The organism is Streptomyces sp. NPDC000941, from assembly GCF_053599555.1.
The window spans coordinates 16665-36387 of record NZ_JBSFMM010000115.1; the positions used below are offsets into that span (position 1 = coordinate 16665).

Genomic DNA, 19723 nt, shown 5'->3' on the forward strand with positions numbered 1-19723 from the left:
TGTCATTTCTGGTAGACCCCCTGCTCGCCGAGCATGTGAGCGACTTTGTTGGCGATCAGGACGAGCACCAGGCTGAAGGCGCCCTTGATCAGGCCGCCCGCGGCGGCGATCCCGTAGTCGGTGTTGGCGATGCCGACCCACCACACATAGGTGTCGAAGACCTCGGAGGCGCCCGGCCCCACCGCGTCGCGCTGCAGCAGGATCTGTTCGAAGCCCACGGTGAGCGAGTCGCCGACGCGCAGCACCAGCAGCAGGGCGATCACCGGGCGCAGCGCGGGCAGCGTGACATGCCACATCCGCCGCCAGCGGTTCGCCCCGTCCACCGCCGCCGCCTCGTACAGGTCCTGGCTGACGGCGGAGAGGGCGGCGAGGAAGACGATGACACCCCAGCCGCCGTCCTTCCACACCAGCTGCGCGGTGACCAGGAACTTGAAGACGCCGGGGTCGGTCATCAGGTCGAAGCCCTCGTACCCGTGTTGGCGCAGCTGCTGGGCGAGCAGCCCGGCGCCGCCCAGCATCTGCTGGAAGACCGTGATGACCAGCACCCAGGAGAAGAAGTGCGGCAGATAGAGGATCGACTGCACCAGCCCCCGGATCCGCTGGCTGAGCACGCTGTTGACCAGCAGGGCGAGCGCGATGGTGAGGGGGAAGAAGAGGACCAGCTGGATGAAGGTGATGCCGAGGGTGTTGGCGAAGGCGTCCCAGAAGCGGCTGTCGTCGAAGAGGAGGGTGAAGTTGTCGAGGCCGACCCAGGGGCTGGTCCACAGGCCCTGGGTGAACGGGTCGTAGTCCTTGAAGGCGACCGTGGTCCAGATCAGCGGGACGTAGTTGAACAGCGCCAGCAGGCCGACGGCGGGCGCCACCATCAGCAACAGGGTGCGGTCCCGGCGCAGCCGCTGCCACCACCGGATGCCGCCGTCCGGCACGGCGGGCCGCGGGGCGGTCGGCGGCCCGGACGCGGCGGGGCCGTCGGGGCCGCCGCGCCGCGCGGATCTCGCGCGGCGCGGTTCACCGGCCCGGCTGCCGGTGTCCAGTGCCATCAGGCGCCGCTGCCGTTCTTGTCGAGGAGCTTCGCGTACCAGTCGCGGAGCTTGTCACCGCCGCCGCTGCGCCAGTCGCTGATGGCGCTCTGCGCGTCGCGGATCGACTTGCGGCCGCGTACGACGTCCTTGGCCAGGTCCTCGAAGGGGGTGTAGAGGGAGGCGTAGCGGTTGGGCTCCTGGATCTGCATGCCGTAGAAGACGGGCTTCTTGGCGAACTTGCCCATGCGCTGCATCCAGCCGCAGTAGTCCTTCACCATCTGCGGGAAGTCCGGGTACGCGACGGTGGCCTCGGGCGAGACGATGAAGCGGTAGGTGTCCTGGACCTCGGTGACACCCTTGGAGTTCTTGACCGGGGCGCCGTGCTTCAAGGTGTGGTGCACGCCCTCGACGCCGTAGTCGATCAGCCGCTGCTCCTTGGTGCCGTAGGGCGCGGCGATGAAGTCGGCGACGGCCAGGATCTCCTCGATCCGGTCCTTGGAGAGGTTCTTGTTGAGGAAGGACCAGATGTTCGCGGGCGGGCCCAGGTAGAGGGTGGGGTCGCCGCCGTCGGCGCCGAAGTAGTCCATCCCCTGGATCTTGAAGCCGGGGTTGGGCTCGGCCTGTTCGAAGGTGGCGCCGTACCACTTGGCGTCGCCGTCGTTCATGATGAGCGACTGGCCGGAGGTGAAGCGGGTGAGTGTGTCGTTGGCCTTGCCCGCGACCGCGTCGGGGTGGACATAGCCGCTCTTGAAGAGCTTGCGGCACCACTCCAGGGCCTCGAGGTAGTTGTCCAGCTCGACCTTGTGGACGAGCTTGCCGTCCTTCTCCACCCAGTAGAACGGCTTCTCCCCCGGGCAGCCGAAGATGATCTGCGCCGACCACCACATGTCCTCGCACGCCCACACCTTGCTCTTGGGCCGGGTGATCTCCTTGGCGAGGGCGAGGAATTCATCGGCGCTCTTGGGAACCTCGTAGCCCTCCTTCTTGAAGATGTCCTCCCGGTAGAAGGGGATCACACCGCTGAGCGGGCGGGCGGGCATGGGCAGACCGCGGAGCTTGCCGCCGAAGACCGACATCTGCCAGGCGGCGGTGGGGATGGCGGCGAGGTTGGGGTACTTCTTGACCTTGTCGCCGGAGAGATACGGGCCCAGGTCGGCGAACTTGGCGCTGATGGCGCCCATCAGCTTTCCGCCCATCTCCCACTGCGGGATCATCACGATGTCCGCGATGTCCCCGGAGGCCAGGACGGCGCTGAGCTTTTCGCCGTACGTGTTGCCGTCCTGCGGCTGGAAGGTGATCTTCGCGCCCAGGGCTTCGTTGACGGCCTTGTAGTAGGCGCTGTTCTTGGGCGGCGGGGTGCCCCACAGCGGTTCGAAGACGGTGTAGCTGCCGCCCTTGCCGGGTTTGCCCTTGACGGAGGCGACCAGCTCGGCGGTGGGCTTGGCCTGGGTGAATCCGGGGCTCGAGCCGTTCACGCTCGGGATGTCGGGCTTCACCACCTGGGAGGCCGCATAGGTCGGCAGCAGCTTCTTCAGGTCCTTGCCGGATGTCGTACCGCCCTTGCCGGTGGACTCCTCGGTGGAGCACGCGGACAGCAGCGGGACCCCTCCCGCGACGGCCACCGCGGCGACGGCCGCGGAGGACAGGACGGTTCTCCGGCTCGGAGTGGAAGTGGAGGCCGAAGCCTGGGAGTTCGGCATTGCGTCAACCCTTCGTGGCGTACCCGCCGTGCGACCGATGGTCGAAGCGCTTCGATATTGCGCTGAGGTTAAGTCGGGGGGTGAGGCCGCGCAAGAGCGGTACGCAAAAGATTGGTTGGCCACGCGGCGGAGCCGCATATCGAGGCAGTCTGAGAGGGTCTGCGGAGTTCTGAGGTGGTCTGCTTCATCATGACTATTCCCGCAACTTCATGACGCCGTAGGGTTGTTGCCACTTCGAGCCTTGACATCCGGGTGACACCAGATCAGCATCGAAGCGCTTCGAATGACATTGACCTCCCGACCCCACTGACACGACCGTGAGGGGATCCGCGCGTGAGCGGCTGCCAGGCCACCAGCGAGTCGACGAGTACGCCCTGCCCGGCCTTTCGCGATCTGCGGCTGCCCGACGGCGAGCGGGTGGCGGACCTGCTGGCGCGGCTCACCCTCGACGAGCGGATCGCGATGCTGCACCAGTTCGCGCCCGCGGTGGAACGGCTGGGCCTGGCGGCCTTCCGCACCGGCCAGGAGGCGCTGCACGGCGTGGCCTGGATGGGGCCCGCGACGGTCTTTCCCCAGGCGGTGGGGCTCGGCGCGACCTGGCACCCCGAGCTGCTGCGGCGGATCGGCGAGGCGGTGGGCACCGAGGTACGGGCCATGCGCGCCCGCGACGAACGGGTGGGGCTCAATGTGTGGGCGCCGGTGGTGAATCTGCTGCGCGACCCGCGCTGGGGCCGCAACGAGGAGGGCTACGCCGAGGATCCGTACCTCACCTCGGCGCTGGCCGCCGCGTACACGCGCGGGCTGCGCGGCGACGACCCGGCCCGCTGGCGCACCGCGCCCGTCCTCAAACACTGGCTGGCGCACAACAACGAGACCCACCGGGACACCACCTCCTCCTCGGTACGGCCGCGCGTACTGCACGAGTACGACCTCGCGGCCTTCCGCGGGGCGGTGCGGGCGGGCTCGGTGGCGGGTGTGATGCCCGCGTACAACCTGGTCAACGGGCGGCCCAACCACGTCTCCCCGTATCTGCGGGAGCATTTGCGCACCTGGACCGAACAGGAGCTGGTGGTGTGCTCCGACGCGGGCGCGCCCTCCAACCTGGTGGACTCCGAGCACTACTTCGACACGCATGAGGAGGCGGTGGCCGCGGCCCTGCTGGCCGGGGTGGACAGCTTCACCGACCACGACCAGGACGCGTCGAAGACCGTCGAGCGGGTGCGGGGCGCGCTGCGGCGCGGGCTGATCGACGCATCGGTCGTCGAGGTGGCGGTACGGCGGCTGCTGGCAATGCGGTGCGCGCTGGGGGAGTTCGACCCGCCCACAGAGGCTGTGGAGGTGGTGGAGGCGGTGGAGGCGGCCGGGTTCGATACGCCGGGGCACCGGGCACTCGCCCTGGAGGCCGCCGAACAGGCCGTCGTCCTGCTCAAGAACGACGGGCTGCTGCCGCTGTCCGACGCCACGGCGGGCACCGTCGCGGTGGTCGGCCCGCTCGCGGACGAGTGCAAGCTCGACTGGTACAGCGGCAGCCTGATCCGCCGCAGCACACCGCGCGAGGCGCTGGGGAGACGGCTCGGCGCGGAGCGTGTGGTGTTCGTGGAGGGGACGGACACCGTGCGGCTGCGCGCCGCGGCGGGGTGGGTGCGGGTCCCGGCGGACACGGAGGTCGGGGAACGGGCGCGGGAGGGCTCGCTCAACCCGGCGCACACGGCCGGGCGCACCGATCTGCCGCCGCTGACCGTCGGTCCCGCGCCCACCGATCTGGCCCTGGCCGACTGGGGCGGCGGCGTGCTCACGCTGCGCGCGCCGTCGGGGCGCTATCTGACCGTGGCCGAGGACGGGTTCGTACGGGCCGCGGCCGAGCAGCCCGGGGGCTGGGTGGTCCAGGAGACGTTCACGCTGGAGCGGCACGGCGACGGACATCTCCTCCGGCACAGGGGAACGGGCGGGTACGTCTGTGTCGCCGCCGAGGGCCTGAAGGTTGCCGCGTCGGATGGATCAGCGGAGGTCGCGGAAGCGGAGGTCGCGAAGGCGGAGGTCTTCACGCTGGAGGTCGTCGAACGCGGCGAGGACGCGGTCGCGCGGGCCGCCGCGGAGGCCACCACCGTGCTGGTCCTGACGGGCAACGACCCCCATATCAACGGCCGCGAGACCGAGGACCGCGCCACCCTCGCCCTGCCCGCCCAGCAGGACCGGCTGTGGCGCGCCGCCCACGCCGCCAATCCGCGCACCGCCCTGGTGCTGGTCTCGAGCTATCCGTACGCGGTGGGCGAGGCCGCCGATGTACTGCCCGCGCTGCTGTGGACCGCGCACGGCGGCCAGGCGGCGGGGACCGGGCTCGCCCGGGTGCTGTTCGGCGATGTCTCACCGGCCGGCCGGCTGCCGCAGACCTGGTACGCCGGCGAGGAGGAGCTGCCGGACCTGCTCGACTACGACATCATCGCGTCCCGCGCGACCTATCTGTACTTCGACGGCGCACCGCTGTTCCCGTTCGGGCACGGCCTGTCGTACACCCGCTTCGCGTACGGGGACCTTTCGGTGCAGCGGACCGCGCATGAGGGTGAGGGTGAGGGGGCCGTGCTCGCGGTGGAGTGCGAGGTCACCAACGTCGGCCCGTACGACGGCGACGAGGTGGCGCAGCTCTACGTCAGCGCCCCGGGTGCGCGGGTCCCGCGCCCGCACCGCCGGCTCATCGCCCACCGCCGGGTCCCGCTGCGCCAGGGCGAGACGGCGCGGCTGTTCTTCACCGTCCCGGTCGACGAGGCGCTGGGCTTCTGGGATGTGGCACACGGCCGCTGGACCGTCGACCCGGGCACGTACGAGATCCACGCCGGCGCGTCCAGCGCGGACATCCGGCGCACCGCCACCATCGCCGTCGACGGCCCGCCGCCCGCCCCGCGCCCGGTGCTGGAGCGGGGCCTTGCCGCGGCGGACTTCGACTCGGCCGACGGGATCAGGCTGGTGGACCTGACCAAGGTGCGCGGCGACGCGGTGGCCGGCGCGGACGACACGATCGGCCGGCTCCTCTTCCGCGCCTGCGACTTCGGGGCGGGCGCGCGGACGGTCACCGTGGAGGCGGCACGCGCGCAGGACCCGGAGGGTACGGGGGCTGGTACGGAGGCGGGGGCGGCCGATGCGGCGGCGGTCGAACTGCATCTGTCCGACGGCACCACGCTCGCCTCGGTCGCCATCCCGCCGACCGGCGACCCGTACCGCTACACCACCGTGGGCGCCACCCTGCCCACTCCCCCGACGGGCGTGCATGACCTGCACATCACGCTGCGCGGGGCACTGAGACTGGCTCGTCTCGGCTTCTCCGGTTGAGGGTCCGGAGCAGCCATAGGACGGGCCCGGCCCGATACGACGGGCCCGGCCCGGTATGACGGGCCACGCGCCCACGCGGAGGACCTACGTCACCCTCCGCGTGGGCGCTCATCATGAGGCCGGACCGGGGTCAGACGCATCAGCGCGTCAGGCGCGGCTCACAGGTCGAGGCCGGTGAGGACGAGGACCCTCTCGTAGGTGTAGTCCTCCATCGCGTAGCGCACGCCCTCACGGCCCTCGCCGGACTTCTTGGTGCCGCCGTACGGCATCTGGTCGGCGCGGTACGACGGGACGTCGCCCACGATCACACCGCCGACCTCCAGCGCGCGGTGGGCGCGGAAGGCGGTCTGCAGATCGTGGGTGAAGACGCCCGCCTGAAGCCCGTACTTGGAGTCGTTGACCGCGGCGAAGGCCTCCTCCTCGCCCGCCACCTTGCGGACGATGAGCACCGGGCCGAAGACCTCCTCGCAGGAGACCTGGGCGTCGGCGGGCACATCGGCGAGGACCGTCGGGGCGTAGGCCGCGCCCTCGCGCTTGCCGCCCGTCAGCACCTTCGCCCCGCCCTGGACCGCCTCCTCCACCCAGGCCTCGACACGCTTGGCGGCGTCCTCGCTGACCAGCGGGCCGACGTCGGTCGCCTCGTCGGAGGGGTCGCCGGTGACCTGGGCCTCGACGGCCTCGACGATCTTCGGTACGAGCCGCTCGTAGACGGACACGTCCGCGATCACCCGCTGCACGGAGATGCAGGACTGCCCGGCCTGGTAGTTGGAGAAGGTCCCGATGCGGCCCGCCGCCCACTGCAGGCCGACCTCGGAGGTGTAGTCGCCCAGCACGACCGCGGCGCCGTTGCCGCCGAGCTCCAGGGTGCAGTGCTTGAGCGGCACGGACTGCTTGATGGCGTAGCCGACCTTGTCGGAGCCGGTGAAGGAGATGACCGGCAGCCGCTCATCCTGGACCAGTGCGGGCATCCGGTCGTTGGGCACCGGCAGCACGCTCCAGGAGCCCGCGGGCAGATCGGTCTCGGCCAGCAGTTCACCGAGGAGCAGCGCGGACAGCGGCGTGGCCGGGGCCGGCTTGAGGATGATCGGCGCGCCGACGGCCAGCGCCGGGGCGACCTTGTGGGCGCACAGGTTCAGCGGGAAGTTGAACGGCGCGATGCCCAGCACGACCCCGCGCGGGAAGCGGCGGGTCAGCGCCAGCCGCCCGGTGCCGCCCGGGTCGGTGTCCAGCCGCTGCGCGTCCCCGCCGTTGAACCGGCGGGCCTCCTCGGCGGCGAACCGGAACACGGACACGGCCCGGCCGACCTCACCGCGCGCCCACTTCAGGGGCTTGCCGTTCTCGGCGGAGATGAGCCGCGCGATCTCCTCGGCGCGCTCGGCGAGCCGCCGCGAGACATGGTCGAGGGCGGCGGCCCGCACGTACGCCGGGGTGGCGGCGAAGTCGTCCTGGACGGCCGCGGCGGCCGCGACGGCCTCCTCGACCTGAGCCTCGGTGGGAATGCTCACCGCGCCGACGACGCGCCCGTCCCAGGGGGACGTGACCTCGAAGGTGTTCTCGCCCGTGGCCTCGCGGCCGGCGAGCCAGAACGCGTGGGTGACGGCTTCGTTTGTGTCTGGCACGGCGGATCCCGACCCTTCCGGAAGTGGTGGGGTGATGGTGCGGAGGTGTCTCCACCTCCACCGTAGGCGCGGGACGGCCGGAAGCTGTTTGTCCGGTGCGTAGCAGTCGGCCGCCGCCTCGCGCCGCATTGGTGGGGTGGGCGGGGCGTACGGGGTTGACGCCCGTATTGCGCCTCAGCCGTGCTGGGCTCCTTGCGCGGTCGCCTTGAGGGCCAGCCACAGCTCCATGCGCACATCCGGGTCGTCCAGCGACCGCCCCAGGATCTCCTCGACGCGGCGCATCCGGTAGCGGAGGGTGTGCCGGTGCACGCCCAGGTCGGCGGCCGCCGCGTCCCACTGGCCGTGCCGGGACAGCCAGGCCCGCAGGGAGGCCACCAGGTCGCCGCGGCCCGTCGCGTCGTGCTCCCGCAGCGCCCGCAGCATGCCGTCGGCGAAGGCCCGTACGGCGTCGTCGGCCAGCAGCGGCAACACCGAGCCCGCGGCGACCTCCTCGTGCTCGACCAGCATCCGGCCGCGCCGCCTGGCCACCGAGAGCGCCTGCTCAGCCTGGCGGTAGGCGGCCGCGGCGGCCGTCGGACCCGCCGGGGCGGACAGCCCTATAACAAGGTCGTCGCCCGGGGGCACGGCGCTGCGGTCACGCGGGCGGACCGCGGCACCGCGGCGGCTCTCGACCGCCTTGGCGTACTCGGCGCAGACGGAGACCGCGGCGCCGCCGTCCGGAGCCAGCACGACAAGGCGCCCGCCGTCGGGCACCACCAGCACGGCCTCGCCGGTGCGGGCAGCAGCCGTCTCCATGGCGTCGGCGAGCGAGCCGAGGCGGGCGTCGGCGGGGGCCGCCTCGGCGGCCGGGACAGTACGGGCCGTCCCGCCTGCGTTTGTGCTGTCCGGGACGGTGTCCGGCAGGCTCTCCCCCGACGTCTCCTGTATGCCGCCGCCGGCGGCGGCTGTCGCGCCCGGCTGCTGCGGCCCGCTGCCAGGAGCGCCCTCGGCGACGAGCATCCGGAACGGCGCGTCGAGCAGACCGCCGTACAACTGCCCCGCGACCGCCCGCGCATGGTCCGGCTCGCCCGCGAGCAGCATCCGCAGCACGGCGGTGCCGAGCCGCTGCTCGGCCTCGTGCAGGGCGCGGGAACGCTCGGTGGTGAGCGTCAGCAGCGCCACCGCCGAATGCACGGCGTAGCGCTCGGCGGTGCCGAGGGGCGCGCCCGTACCGACCGCGAGAACGCCGCGGGTGCGGCGGCCGGTGCCCAGCGACTGCAGCTCCACCCGGTCCGTGGCCGCCTCACTGGCCGAATCCGCACCATCGCCCCCTTCCCCGCCATCTCCCTCTCCGCCTTCGGCACCTCCACCGAGGACGGCGCTGGCGGGGGCCGGCCGGGCAAGCAGCCGCTCCACGTCGGCGGTGAGCCTGGCGGCCCGCCGGGCCGCCCAGTCGGGGGCGGCGGCGACCACCGCGCCGGAGGCGTCGTACAGCGCCGCCCAGCCGTCGAGATGCGCCGCGAGCCGGGCGAGCAGTACGGCGGGCCCCTCGGCGCCGATCGCGGCCCGTGTCAGCTCGCGCTGCGCCTCGAACCCGGCGGTCACCGAGCGGTACTGGTCGGCGGCGATGGCCGCGGACACGGCCTTGCTGATGGCGATGAAGGGCGTGCGCCGCGGCACTTCCAGCAGCGGCAGGCCCTCCTCCTTCGCCGCGGCGACGAGTGCGGCGGGCACCTCGTCATAGTTGACCCCGACCGCGAACCCGAGCCCCACCACCCCGGCACCGGCCAGCCGCCGCACGTAACGGCCCATCGCCTCCGGGTCCTCGGCGTCGAGCTTCATGGCGGTGGTCAGCAGCAGCTCACCGCCCTCCATATAGGGCACGGGATCGGCGAGCTCGCTGACATGCGCCCAGCGCACGGGCGTCTCCAACCGGTCCTCACCCGCGAGCACGGAGAGCTTCAGCGCGGTGTGGTGGACCAGTGAGGCGAGGGTGGGAGGCATGGCACCTTCGGTCGACGTCGACACGGGGACTTCGCCGTCCCGTATGAACGGCTGCAACCGATTCTGCCTCAATGGATGAATACGGGGAATCGAAGAACGTCGATTTTCGGCTGCGCGCGGATATCGGGCAGCCGGGACATCTTGGCGGGAGTCTCCCCACCAAAATGCCCCACACTGCGCTGTGTGGAAGTCAGCCGCGAAGATCCACGAGCACCGGCGGCCCGCTCTCGCCCCGTACGGAGGTCACCGACAGCACGGCGTGCCCCGCGGGGACCGTGTGCGCGAGCTCCGAAGCCGACCAGCGCTCGCGCTCGACCTTCCGGACGGTCACCGACTGGATCGTCACGGCCTTGCCGGTGACCACCTTCCGGATGAAGTGCATCACCTTGGTGAAGGGAGCCTCCGCGATGATCTGGCGATCGGTGACGTCCCGCGCCTCGACCCACGCCGTGCCCCACACCTCGGCGAACCGCGCCCCGTCCCAGGTCGTCACCCCGGCGTAGGCCATCCGACAGCCGACCGCGCCGAGCAGCGCGCTGCGCAGCGCGTCGGGCACGTCGTCAAGGGTGCGCAGGGTCAGCACCACCCCCGCGTTGGCCGAACGCAGCCGCTGGATACCGCGCAGCGCCTCGGGGGTGATCGTGTGCGAGGCGTCGTCGAGCACCAGACAGGCGAAGAGCGACCGGTCCGCGCGGCCCACGGCGCACTCGGTGAACTGCGCGAGAACCAGGCGGGCCAGCATCCGGGACGCCTCGACATGACCACGCTCGGGCAGATCGATCCGCACCCGCAGCGGATGCTCGAGGGCGCGCAGCGAGAAGGGCCGCCGGTCGCCGCTCGTATTGAAGAACTCGGCGAACACGGGCCGGTCCAGCAGCGCGATCCGGTCGGCGAGCAGCGCCCCCACGTCACCGGGCGTGCCGGCCTGCCGCACCCGCGCGTCCAGCTCACGCGCCTGCGCCGACTGCCCGGCCGCGTCCAGCGCCTCGCGGAGCGCGCCGACCGCGGCCTTCGAGCCGTCCAGCAGCTCGCGCAGCTCGGGCACGGACGGGAAGCGGCCGTGGGCGGCGCGATAAGGGCCGAGCAGCTGGGCGAGCGCGGTCCCCGCCCGGCGGCTGTCCCCGCCCGGCAGCGACGCGGCCATGTCGCCGATCAGGGCCTCGGCGAGCACGCCCGCGGCCTCGTCGGGGTCGTTGGTGCCGCCGTAGAGGTCGAGGTCGTACGCGGAGTCCGGGCGGCCGATCTTCACCACGACGTCGAACGCGTCATCCGCCCCGAGCCCCGACCCCGCCGTCCCCACGGCCACCACCGCCACCTGCCGCGCGAGCGCCTGCAGACACAGCGCCTCCACCACAGGCCGCACCAGCCGCCCGGTCTTCCCCGCCCCGGCCGGCCCGACGGCCAGCAGCGATGTGCCGAGCACGTCGGGGTCGAGGGCGAGGCCTACGCCGCGGTGCTCATAGGGGTTGCGGAGATCGTCGGCGGCGGTGCCGATGCGGACCTGGTGGGCGACCAGGTCGTGCTCCGCCGTACGGGCGGGCAGATCCCGCGCGCCCGAAGGGTGCGCGTGCGCGGCGGCGCCGTGGCGCAGCACGGTGTCGGTGAACGCGGCGAGCGAGTCCCGACCGGCCCGCACCACCTGCCACGCCCGCTGGATCCGCGCATGATCCACATCACTCATCCGCCCCGCCCGCACCTCCTCGGCCAACCGATCCGCAGCACTGTGCGCCCCGGCGGCGCGCAGCTCGGGCCACTGGGCGGGGTCGGCTTGGGGGTTGGTGGGGGCGGGGGGCGAGCCGGTGTCGTCCCAGCGGAAGAGGGGGGCTGCATATCGGCGCCAGACTTCGTCCCAGTGACCGATACGACCAAAAATCACACCAAGCGCCACCCACACCAGGCCGATGTACACACGCTGGGCCCACCACCCTGCATCGGTATTACCACCCCGCTCGTACCACGAATCGGGCGTCAACAAGTACAGAGGCCAATTCCAGTAGTTGCCGAGGTAACCGTTCCAGAGCAACGACCAGAACAGCCAGCCGCAGAGGGCAGCGATGAGCGCACCACTCAGCAGGCGGCGACCGGGGATCCGATCGGGGTCCTCAGGCAGCTTGGACTTGTGCCCATACGTCCAGACCCCGGGAGCCGCCTCCGTCCGGGGCACGCGCAGCCAGTCGATCAGGGGTAGCCGCGCCCCGGAGGAGGCCGTTGCCGGACTCGGCGGCATCGGCGGCCGGCCCGCAGGGAGGCTCGCGGGCGGCGAGGCCGACGGCTGGGGCGGGGTCGGTGGTGCCTGCTGGGGATACGAGGGTGGTCCCGCGGCGGGCGGAGGACCGACGGGCGGGGCGGGGAGCGGCGCAGGAAATGGGGGTGGGGTGGCCGGATGATGGGGTGGGTTGCGGTGGGTGCCGCGTGAGTCGAATGTGCCCTCGGTGTCCATCTGCTGCCCCTTGCCCCCTGACCGGCTGTGCTCCGTGCTCGCGCCTCGCGTCACCGCGCCGACGCGACAGCGTCCAATCTAGTGTTCCCAGCCGGGGAGTTCAGCGACCCGGCCGTTCCCACGTCCCACAGGCGACCGCAGAGCGGCAGTGACGACGCTCCGCGCTATGTCCGCCAAGGACAACGCAACACGCCCACTGCTCCCGAACGGAACATGCCGCACCCACCGCACCCCGCCTAGCCTGCGAGTAAAAGCGCCGTTATTCCCCCTGGACCACCTGGAGCACCCCATGACCGAACTGTCCGGAGGCCCCTCCCTCCCGCAGGAGCGCCGTATCGTCACCGCGATCCCCGGCCCGAAGTCCCAGGAGCTGCTCGCGCGCAAGACCGCGGCGGTGGCCAGTGGTGTGGGGACCGTCATGCCGGTGTTCGCCGCGCGGGCGGCTGGCGGGGTGATCGAGGATGTGGACGGCAATTCTCTGATCGACTTCGGCTCGGGCATCGCCGTGACTTCCGTCGGCTCCAGTGCAGAGGCCGTCGTCCGCCGTGCCACCGCCCAGCTCGCCGACTTCACCCACACCTGCTTCATGGTCACCCCTTACGAGGGCTACGTACAGGTCTGCGAGGAGCTGGCCGCCCTCACCCCCGGCGACCACCCCAAGAAGTCGGCCCTCTTCAATTCCGGCGCCGAAGCCGTCGAGAACGCCGTCAAGGTCGCCCGCGCCTACACCAAGCGCCAGGCCGTCGTCGTCTTCGACCACGGTTACCACGGCCGCACCAACCTCACCATGGCGCTGACCGCGAAGAACATGCCGTACAAGCACGGCTTCGGCCCCTTCGCGCCCGAGGTCTACCGCGTCCCGGTCGCCTACCCCTACCGCTGGCTCACCGGCCCCGAGCACTGCGCCGACGAGGCCGCCGCCCAGGCCATCGACATGATCACCAAGCAGGTCGGCCCCGACAACGTCGCCGCCATCATCATCGAACCCATCCTCGGCGAAGGCGGCTTCATCGAGCCCGCCCCGGGCTTCCTCCCCAAGATCGCCGACTTCGCTCGCGCCAACGGCATCGTCTTCGTCGCCGATGAGATCCAGTCCGGCTTCTGCCGCACCGGCAGGTGGTTCGCCAGCGAGCACGAAAACCTCGTCCCCGACCTCATCACCACCGCCAAGGGCATCGCCGGCGGCCTCCCCCTGGCCGCCGTCACCGGCCGCGCCGAGATCATGGACGCGGCCCACGCCAGCGGCCTCGGCGGCACCTATGGCGGCAACCCCGTCGCCTGCGCCGCCGCGCTCGGTGCCATCCAGACCATGCGCGACCTCGATCTCAACGCCAAGGCCCAGCGCATCGAGCACATCATGAAGACCCGTCTCGCCGCGCTTCAGGACAAGCACGACATCATCGGCGACCTCCGTGGCCGCGGCGCCATGATCGCCATCGAGCTGGTGAAGTCCGGCTCCAAGGACCCGAACCCGGAGGCGACGGCGGCGGTGGCCAAGGCCTGTCACGCCGCGGGGCTGCTGGTCCTGACCTGCGGTACGTATGGGAATGTGCTGCGTTTCCTGCCGCCCCTGGTCATCGGCGAGGAGCTGCTGAACGAGGGTCTTGACGTTCTCGAAGAGGCGTTCGGCCAGCTGTGACTGTGAGTGATCGATGGGCGGCGTGAAGAAGATGTGCGAGGGCGATGACAGCTGGGTGATCGGCCTGTCGGGCGCGGCTTCGCTGCCGTACGGTCGTGGCAGATGAGAGAAACACCCCGCTCGCAGGGGACTGCGAGCGACGCCGAGCCGGTGCTTCCCCAGCCCCGACCCGGCTGTGCCCTCGCGCACACCACTGGAGCCTCCGGCTCCGGATCTCCTCACCGATCGGATGGCCGCCCGCCCCAAACCCCCCGGGGCGCGCGGTGTTCCGGTCACCACGGCGGCCCCGGAACCACCCCCCCTGTTCCGGGGCCGCCGATCATTTTTGCGTTCGCTCCGGTCCTCGCCCTGGTGGCCCTGTTCGCGCTGTGCACCTGGCAGGTGGCCGCCCACGGCCCGCTGCGCTCGCTCGACGAGCGGCTGGCCAAGGCACTCACCGCGTCCTCGGGGTTCGGCGCCGCGCTCCTTCCCTCCCCCGCCGCCGAGTTCTTCGCCGACCTCGGCAACATGGCCGTGGCCCTGCCGGTGCTCGCGGCCGTGCTCGGCTGGGTGGTGTGGCGGGAGCGGCGCGCGGGGGCGGCGCGTTGGTGGCTGCCGCCGCTGGCGGCCGCCGTGGCGATGGCGCTGGTCCCGGCCCTCGTCACGCCGGTCAAGGCCCTGATCGACCGCCCCGGCCCACCCGGCCCTCTCGCGGACGGCTCCGGCTTCTACCCCTCCGGCCACGCCGCCACCGCCGCGGTCGCCTACGGCGCGGCCGTTCTGCTGCTGCGCCCGTATCTGCGGCGTCCGCCGACGCGTCGCGCGCTCGTCGGGGCGGTGGCGCTGCTGAACCTCGCCGTGGGCATCGGGCTCGTACGGCGCGGCTACCACTGGCCGCTGGACGTGCTCGGGAGCTGGTGTCTGTCCGGCCTGTTGCTGTGGGCTGTGTGGGGGCTCCTGCGAAGAAACCGGAGCCGCTGAGAAACCGGAGCCGGCGTCAGTTCCTCATGTCACCGCGCACCGTCGCCTGACCGCCCCGTCACGGCGAACCTCTAATCCGTCGGGGCGGTGCCGGCACCTCCGATTCCGGCCCCTTGGACCGGCTCGATGACCGGGCCGGACGAAGGGGCTGAAAGCTCGGGCTGAACGAACGAGCTGGACGAACGGGCTAGAAGACGGAGTCGATCGCGGCGTCGAGCGCCATCAGGTAGATGGCCGGGATGACCATGCCGAGGATTCCGCAGACCAGGCCCGCGGTGGCCGAGCCGCCGTTGTTGGCCTCGCCGCGGCTCACCTTGCCCTTGCCGACCGCGCCGAAGATGATCGCGAGGATGCCCAGGATGATGGCGAAGACCCACAGGAAGTAGGTGATCCCGCACACCAGCCCGATGATGCCGCACACCAGCGAGGCGGTCCCCATGCCGTTGCTCTGCTGCATGGGCATCCCGGTGGCCCCCGGGTAGACGGGCGGCGCGGCGGGGTAGCCCGCAGCGGGCTGGCCCGCGGCCGGGTAGCCGCCGGCGGGGTACTGCGGGGGCTGGTTGGGCGGCTGGGGCGTGCCGTACTGGTTCGGGTCGTACGGGCCGGGCTGTGGGTTGGTAGCGGACATGGGTGGTCTCCCCTCCTGATGAAGTGCCGTGCAATGTTATGGGCTGACCGGTCCTCGGGCCCACCCACGGCGGCGGCTCTCTCTCCGCACTGTCAGTGGCGGATGCGAAAATCCGAGCATGGAGACGAACGGGGAGACGGTTTCGGTTTCAGCGGACGGCGGGCCGCGTTCGGTGGCGGAGCTGACCGAGCGGGCGGCAGGCGGCGAGCGCTTCAAGTACGTATGGTTCTGGGGCCATCGCGCGCCGCGCGGCGGCGGTGTGGGCCCCGGGTGCTTCAGCCAGTGGTGGCCTTCGGAGTTCGTGGTCGACGGTGTCCGTTATGCGACGGCCGAGCATTGGATGATGGCGGGCAAGGCCCGGCTGCTCGGCGACGCGGACGCCGAGCGGCGGGCGTTGGAGGCGACCCATCCCAAGCAGGCCAAGGACGCGGGCCGTTCGGTGCGCGGCTTCGACCAGGCGGAGTGGGAGCGGCACCGCTTCGAGCTGGTGGTCGAGGGCAGCGTGCACAAGTTCGGCGCGGATCCGCGGCTGCGCGAGTATCTGCTGGGGACAGGGGCGCGGGTATTGGTGGAGGCCAGCCCGATGGACCGCATATGGGGCATCGGCCTGGCTGCGGACGACGAGCGGGCTCAGGACCCGGCCCGCTGGCGCGGGCTGAATCTGCTGGGCTTCGCGCTGATGGAGGCCCGTCAGCGGCTGTCGTCCGGGGCGTCCACGACCACGACGGCGCCGCCGCGGGTGTAGCCGGGTCCCTGCGCGTACGGGTCGTCCGGATCGTCGTTGTCCTCCGCGATATAGACGAAGATCATCACGACGCTCGCGACCACGGCGATCACCCCGAGGACGAGTCCGGCCAGGGCCTGGCCGCCGTTGTCGGCCTCGCCTCGCTCGGCCTTGGCTCGGCCGAGCACCCCGAAGATGATCGCGAGCACGCCGAGGATGACGCCGAAGACGATGCTGAAGAAGAGGACGGTGCCGACGATGCCCAGCACCAGGGCGGCGGTGCCGTTGCCGTTGTCCGGGGTGAAGGCGACGGGCCCATAGGCCGGGCCCGGGTAGCCGGAGCCCGGATAGCCGTAGGCGGGCTGCGCTCCGTACGGGGGCTGGCCGTATCCGGTCTGGCCGTAGCCGGGCTGGGCGTACCCGGTCTGGCCGTACCCGGTCTGGCCGTACCCGGGCTGACCGTAGCCGGGCTGACCGTAGCCGGTGGGCGCGTACGGCCCCGTCCCGTACGGCCCGGGCGGCGGCTGGTAGGCGCTCGGCGTGCCGGGGCCGGTCGGCGCCTGAGGCGGCGGGGGCACCGCACCCGGCCCCATCACCGGGCCCGGCCCGGGCACCGGAGGCGGCTGCGGGACGAGGGGCGGGCCCGGTATCGGCGGCGCGCCGACCGCCGGGGCGGCGGCCGGCTTGTCCAGCGGCACCCGCTGCTCCGGCGGGGCCCACGGATCGCTCTCGCGCGGCTCGGGCCGCTTCGGCTCTGCGGGCTGAGCAGGCTGTACGGCACGCTCGGGCTGTACGACACGCTCAGGCCAGTCGGACTGCTCGGGCTGGTCGGCACGCTCAGGCTGCTCGGGCTGTGCGGAACCCTCAGGCTGTGCGGCACGCTCGGGCTGGTCGGGCTGGTCGGGCTGGTCGGCCATGCTCTCCCCCAGGTGATGTCCGCCCATGCTACGGCCTGTGCCCGCCCCCTACCGGCGGTCCGTGCCCAGGCCCGTTCACGGCCCGTGCCGCCCCCTCCCCGACACCCGATTACGATGACCGGAGCCCGTCGCAGCCGGCCGCCTCCCGGAGGATCCGTTGACCGATCTCACCACCTTCATCGCCGGCCTTCCCAAGGCGGAACTGCATGTGCACCACGTCGGCTCGGCGTCCCCGCGCATCGTGGCCGAGCTCGCCGCCCGCCACCCCGACTCCAAGGTCCCCGCCGACCCCGAAGCCCTCGCCGACTACTTCGTCTTCCGCGACTTCGCGCACTTCATCGATGTCTACCTCTCCGTCGTCGACCTGATCCGCGACGCCGACGACGTACGGCTGCTCACCTACGAGATAGCGCGCGACATGGCCCGGCAGAACATCCGCTACGCCGAGCTGACCGTCACCCCGTACAGCTCCACGCGGCGCGGCATCCCCGATGTCGCCTTCGTCGAGGCGATCGAGGACGCCCGCAAGGCGGCGGAGGCCGAGCTGGGCACCGTGCTGCGCTGGTGCTTCGACATCCCCGGCGAGGCGGGTCTGGAGTCCGCCGAGGAGACCGCCCGCATCGCCTGTGACCTGAGCCCGGCGGGTCTGGTCAGCTTCGGTCTCGGCGGACCTGAGATCGGCGTGCCGCGCCCCCAGTTCAAGCCGTACTTCGACCGCGCCATCGCGGCCGGGCTGCACAGCGTCCCGCACGCGGGCGAGACCACCGGCCCGCAGACCATCTGGGACGCGCTCACCGAACTGCGCGCGGAGCGCATCGGCCACGGCACCAGCGCCACCCGCGACCCGAAGCTGCTCGCGCATCTCGCCGAGCACCGGATCCCGCTCGAGGTCTGCCCCACCTCCAACATCGCCACCCGCGCGGTCGCCACGCTGGACGAGCACCCGCTGCGGGAGATGGTCGAGGCCGGGGCGCTGGTGACCATCAACAGCGACGACCCGCCGATGTTCGGCACGGACCTCAACACCGAGTACGCGGTGGCGGCCCGGCTGCTGGACCTGGACGCGGCGGGCGTCGCGGCCCTCGCGAAGAACGCGGTCGAGGCGTCCTTCCTGGACCCGGCGGGCAAGGCGCGGCTGTCGGCCGAGATCGACGCCTATACGGCGGCCGCGGGCCGATGACCGCGCCGGCCACGGCGTGTACGGCGGTCGCCCACCGCGGCGACCCGTATGTGTGCCGCGAGAACACCCTCGCCTCGGTCCGCTCCGCGGTGCTCGCGGGGGCCGGTGCGGTGGAGATCGATGTGCGGCTGGCCCAGGACGGCGTCCCGATGCTGCTCCATGACGCGACCCTCAAGCGGCTGTGGGGGCACGACCGCCCCCTCGCCGCGCTGACCGGCGGTGAGGTGCGGCGGCTCACCGGCGGCGGTGTGCCCTTTCTGCGGGACGCCCTCGCCGCGGCCGACTCGACCCGCATCATGATCGACCTCCCCGACGCCTCGGCCGCGCACTGCGCCGTGACCGAGGTCCATGAGTCCGGGGCGGCCGACCGCGTCTACTACAGCGGCGGTCCGGCGGCCATGTACGCCGTACGCGGCGAGGACCCGGACGCCGAGCTCGCCCTGACCTGGACCACTCTGACCCCGCCCCGCCCGACGCTGTTCGCCGACCTGCGCCCCCGCTGGCTCAACTACCGTTTCGGGCTGGTCTCCCCGGAGCTGGTCGCCCGCAACCACGCCGACGGGCTGCTGGTCTCCGCGTGGACCGCCGACACCCGGCGGTCGATGGCGCGGCTGCTGCGCGCGGGGGTGGACTCGATCACGACGAACCGGATCGGGGCGCTGTGTGCGCTGCTGGGGGTCAGTCGTGCGGGAACTGCTCGGTCGAGATGACCAGGTCGACGACCGTACCGGTGAGGTCGATCGGTTCGCCGAAGTCGACGGTTCGCTGGGTGCGGTATTCGTCGCCCTTCGGCTCCGTGAAGACGTGGCACCGCCGCTGGTAGGGGTCGGCGATCAGATAGACCGGGACGCCCGCGACGGCGTAGGTGTCCCTCTTCGGACCGTAGTCGTTCCTGCCCGTCCCCCGGGAGATGACCTCCAGCACGAACTCGACGTCGCGGTACGACATATTCCCACGCTCATCTGGCACCGCTCCCTCGGCGATTTTCGCCAAGTCGGGGCAGAAGCTGTTGAGGTAGCCGGGGAAGTCGATCCGCACATCCACGTCGATATCCGCATCTCTACCGAAGCGGTCCTCAAGTTGTTGCATCACCCTCCGGATGATCTTCCAGTGCGTCCTGCGCTGCGGCGACATGCAGATGGCCCCCTCGACGATCTCAACCCTGTAGCCCTCGGGGGCAGGCATCCGCTCCAGGAGCTCGTACATCTCGTCCAAGCTCGGCTCGCTGCTCTCGGCCATCTCGATCCGTTCGGTCAACTCGACGGTCATCGTGCCGCTCCTCCCCTGTCGCGCGTGTGTACGCGCAGCCGCACAGTTCAACGATACGTACGGCCCCGGGACACGGAGGAGGGCGTGCCCCGGGACCGTCAGGCGTCAGCCCAGTGAGGTCATGACGTGCTTGATCCGGGTGTAGTCCTCGAAGCCGTACGCGGACAGGTCTTTGCCGTAGCCGGATTTCTTGAACCCGCCGTGTGGCATCTCGGCGACGAGGGGGATGTGGGTGTTGATCCAGACGCAGCCGAAGTCCAGGGCCTTGGACATCCGCATGGCGCGTGCGTGGTCCTTGGTCCATACCGAGGAGGCCAG

The 19723-nt window shown here is 71.7% G+C and carries 15 protein-coding genes; 6 read left to right on the forward strand and 9 right to left on the reverse strand.

Annotated features, from left to right (window positions below):
• Nucleotides 1-2 precede the first annotated feature (2 nt).
• Together ACWDSL_RS31150 and ACWDSL_RS31155 are read right to left on the reverse strand one after the other, a co-directional pair.
• The gene (locus ACWDSL_RS31150; RefSeq protein WP_450491088.1) at nucleotides 3-1040 is read right to left on the reverse strand and encodes an ABC transporter permease; all 1038 of its coding nucleotides are present in this window, start codon (nucleotides 1038-1040) and stop codon (nucleotides 3-5) included.
• Nucleotides 1040-2722 (reverse strand): extracellular solute-binding protein, encoded by a 1683-nt coding sequence (locus ACWDSL_RS31155; protein WP_450491090.1) that lies wholly within the window; start codon nucleotides 2720-2722, stop codon nucleotides 1040-1042. Before ACWDSL_RS31155 ends, ACWDSL_RS31150 begins: the two co-directional genes overlap by 1 nt.
• Before the next feature lie 333 nt (nucleotides 2723-3055).
• Between ACWDSL_RS31155 and ACWDSL_RS31160 the strand changes: the two genes are divergently transcribed.
• Entirely contained in the window at nucleotides 3056-6046 is a 2991-nt protein-coding gene (locus ACWDSL_RS31160; RefSeq protein WP_450491092.1) for a glycoside hydrolase family 3 C-terminal domain-containing protein, read from the forward strand.
• Nucleotides 6047-6204: 158 nt separating this feature from the next.
• On the opposite strand, the gene ACWDSL_RS31165 is transcribed toward ACWDSL_RS31160, so the two are convergent.
• From ACWDSL_RS31165 to ACWDSL_RS31175, 3 genes are all read right to left on the reverse strand, one after another.
• Entirely contained in the window at nucleotides 6205-7665 is a 1461-nt protein-coding gene (locus ACWDSL_RS31165) for an aldehyde dehydrogenase family protein (RefSeq protein ID WP_450491094.1), read from the reverse strand.
• Nucleotides 7666-7839: 174 nt separating this feature from the next.
• The gene (locus tag ACWDSL_RS31170; protein WP_450491096.1) at nucleotides 7840-9648 is read right to left on the reverse strand and encodes a PucR family transcriptional regulator; all 1809 of its coding nucleotides are present in this window, start codon (nucleotides 9646-9648) and stop codon (nucleotides 7840-7842) included.
• 190 nt (nucleotides 9649-9838) lie between these two features.
• Complete coding sequence (locus tag ACWDSL_RS31175; protein ID WP_450491098.1) at nucleotides 9839-12088, reverse strand: ATP-binding protein; 2250 nt, start codon at nucleotides 12086-12088, stop codon at nucleotides 9839-9841.
• Between the two features lie 289 nt (nucleotides 12089-12377).
• Here ACWDSL_RS31175 and gabT point away from each other — a divergent pair, with 289 nt between their 5' ends.
• On the forward strand, nucleotides 12378-13727 hold the full coding sequence (gabT, locus tag ACWDSL_RS31180) for a 4-aminobutyrate--2-oxoglutarate transaminase (protein WP_450491100.1): 1350 nt from the start codon (nucleotides 12378-12380) through the stop codon (nucleotides 13725-13727).
• 351 nt (nucleotides 13728-14078) lie between these two features.
• Nucleotides 14079-14687, forward strand: a complete 609-nt coding sequence (locus ACWDSL_RS31185) for a phosphatase PAP2 family protein (protein ID WP_450491102.1) — start codon at nucleotides 14079-14081, stop codon at nucleotides 14685-14687.
• Between the two features lie 187 nt (nucleotides 14688-14874).
• Here the strand turns inward: ACWDSL_RS31185 and ACWDSL_RS31190 are convergent, their stop codons facing one another.
• Nucleotides 14875-15315, reverse strand: a complete 441-nt coding sequence (locus ACWDSL_RS31190) for a DUF4190 domain-containing protein (RefSeq protein ID WP_450491104.1) — start codon at nucleotides 15313-15315, stop codon at nucleotides 14875-14877.
• 118 nt (nucleotides 15316-15433) lie between these two features.
• Here ACWDSL_RS31190 and ACWDSL_RS31195 point away from each other — a divergent pair, with 118 nt between their 5' ends.
• The gene (locus ACWDSL_RS31195; protein ID WP_450491106.1) at nucleotides 15434-16060 is read left to right on the forward strand and encodes an NADAR family protein; all 627 of its coding nucleotides are present in this window, start codon (nucleotides 15434-15436) and stop codon (nucleotides 16058-16060) included.
• On the opposite strand, the gene ACWDSL_RS31200 is transcribed toward ACWDSL_RS31195, so the two are convergent.
• Complete coding sequence (locus ACWDSL_RS31200) at nucleotides 16006-16983, reverse strand: DUF4190 domain-containing protein (protein WP_450491108.1); 978 nt, start codon at nucleotides 16981-16983, stop codon at nucleotides 16006-16008. The genes ACWDSL_RS31195 and ACWDSL_RS31200 overlap by 55 nt on opposite strands.
• A 130-nt stretch (nucleotides 16984-17113) precedes the next feature.
• On the opposite strand from ACWDSL_RS31200, the gene ACWDSL_RS31205 reads away from it, so the two are divergent.
• A complete protein-coding gene (locus tag ACWDSL_RS31205) occupies nucleotides 17114-18136 on the forward strand; it encodes an adenosine deaminase (RefSeq protein ID WP_450491110.1) in 1023 nt (340 codons plus the stop codon).
• Nucleotides 18133-18846: a glycerophosphodiester phosphodiesterase gene (locus ACWDSL_RS31210; protein ID WP_450491112.1), complete on the forward strand. Its 714-nt coding sequence runs from the start codon at nucleotides 18133-18135 to the stop codon at nucleotides 18844-18846. The genes ACWDSL_RS31205 and ACWDSL_RS31210 overlap by 4 nt, the downstream gene beginning before the upstream one ends.
• Here the strand turns inward: ACWDSL_RS31210 and ACWDSL_RS31215 are convergent.
• Both ACWDSL_RS31215 and ACWDSL_RS31220 read right to left on the reverse strand, forming a co-directional pair.
• Complete coding sequence (locus ACWDSL_RS31215; protein ID WP_450491114.1) at nucleotides 18815-19405, reverse strand: Uma2 family endonuclease; 591 nt, start codon at nucleotides 19403-19405, stop codon at nucleotides 18815-18817. The genes ACWDSL_RS31210 and ACWDSL_RS31215 overlap by 32 nt on opposite strands.
• 105 nt (nucleotides 19406-19510) lie before the next feature.
• Nucleotides 19511-19723: aldehyde dehydrogenase family protein (locus ACWDSL_RS31220; protein ID WP_450480816.1), on the reverse strand; the 213-nt coding region annotated here is incomplete at its 5' end.

Excerpts from the sequence above, each read along its gene's own strand:
- ACWDSL_RS31150 (WP_450491088.1), bottom strand. The coding sequence starts at position 1,040 with ATGGCACTGGACACCGGCAGCCGGGCCGGTGAACCGCGCCGCGCGAGA.
- ACWDSL_RS31155 (WP_450491090.1), bottom strand. The coding sequence starts at position 2,722 with ATGCCGAACTCCCAGGCTTCGGCCTCCACTTCCACTCCGAGCCGGAGA.
- ACWDSL_RS31170 (WP_450491096.1), bottom strand. The coding sequence starts at position 9,648 with ATGCCTCCCACCCTCGCCTCACTGGTCCACCACACCGCGCTGAAGCTC.
- ACWDSL_RS31175 (WP_450491098.1), bottom strand. The coding sequence starts at position 12,088 with ATGGACACCGAGGGCACATTCGACTCACGCGGCACCCACCGCAACCCA.
- gabT (WP_450491100.1), top strand. The coding sequence starts at position 12,378 with ATGACCGAACTGTCCGGAGGCCCCTCCCTCCCGCAGGAGCGCCGTATC.
- ACWDSL_RS31190 (WP_450491104.1), bottom strand. The coding sequence starts at position 15,315 with ATGTCCGCTACCAACCCACAGCCCGGCCCGTACGACCCGAACCAGTAC.
- ACWDSL_RS31195 (WP_450491106.1), top strand. The coding sequence starts at position 15,434 with ATGGAGACGAACGGGGAGACGGTTTCGGTTTCAGCGGACGGCGGGCCG.
- ACWDSL_RS31200 (WP_450491108.1), bottom strand. The coding sequence starts at position 16,983 with ATGGGCGGACATCACCTGGGGGAGAGCATGGCCGACCAGCCCGACCAG.
- ACWDSL_RS31210 (WP_450491112.1), top strand. The coding sequence starts at position 18,133 with ATGACCGCGCCGGCCACGGCGTGTACGGCGGTCGCCCACCGCGGCGAC.
- ACWDSL_RS31215 (WP_450491114.1), bottom strand. The coding sequence starts at position 19,405 with ATGACCGTCGAGTTGACCGAACGGATCGAGATGGCCGAGAGCAGCGAG.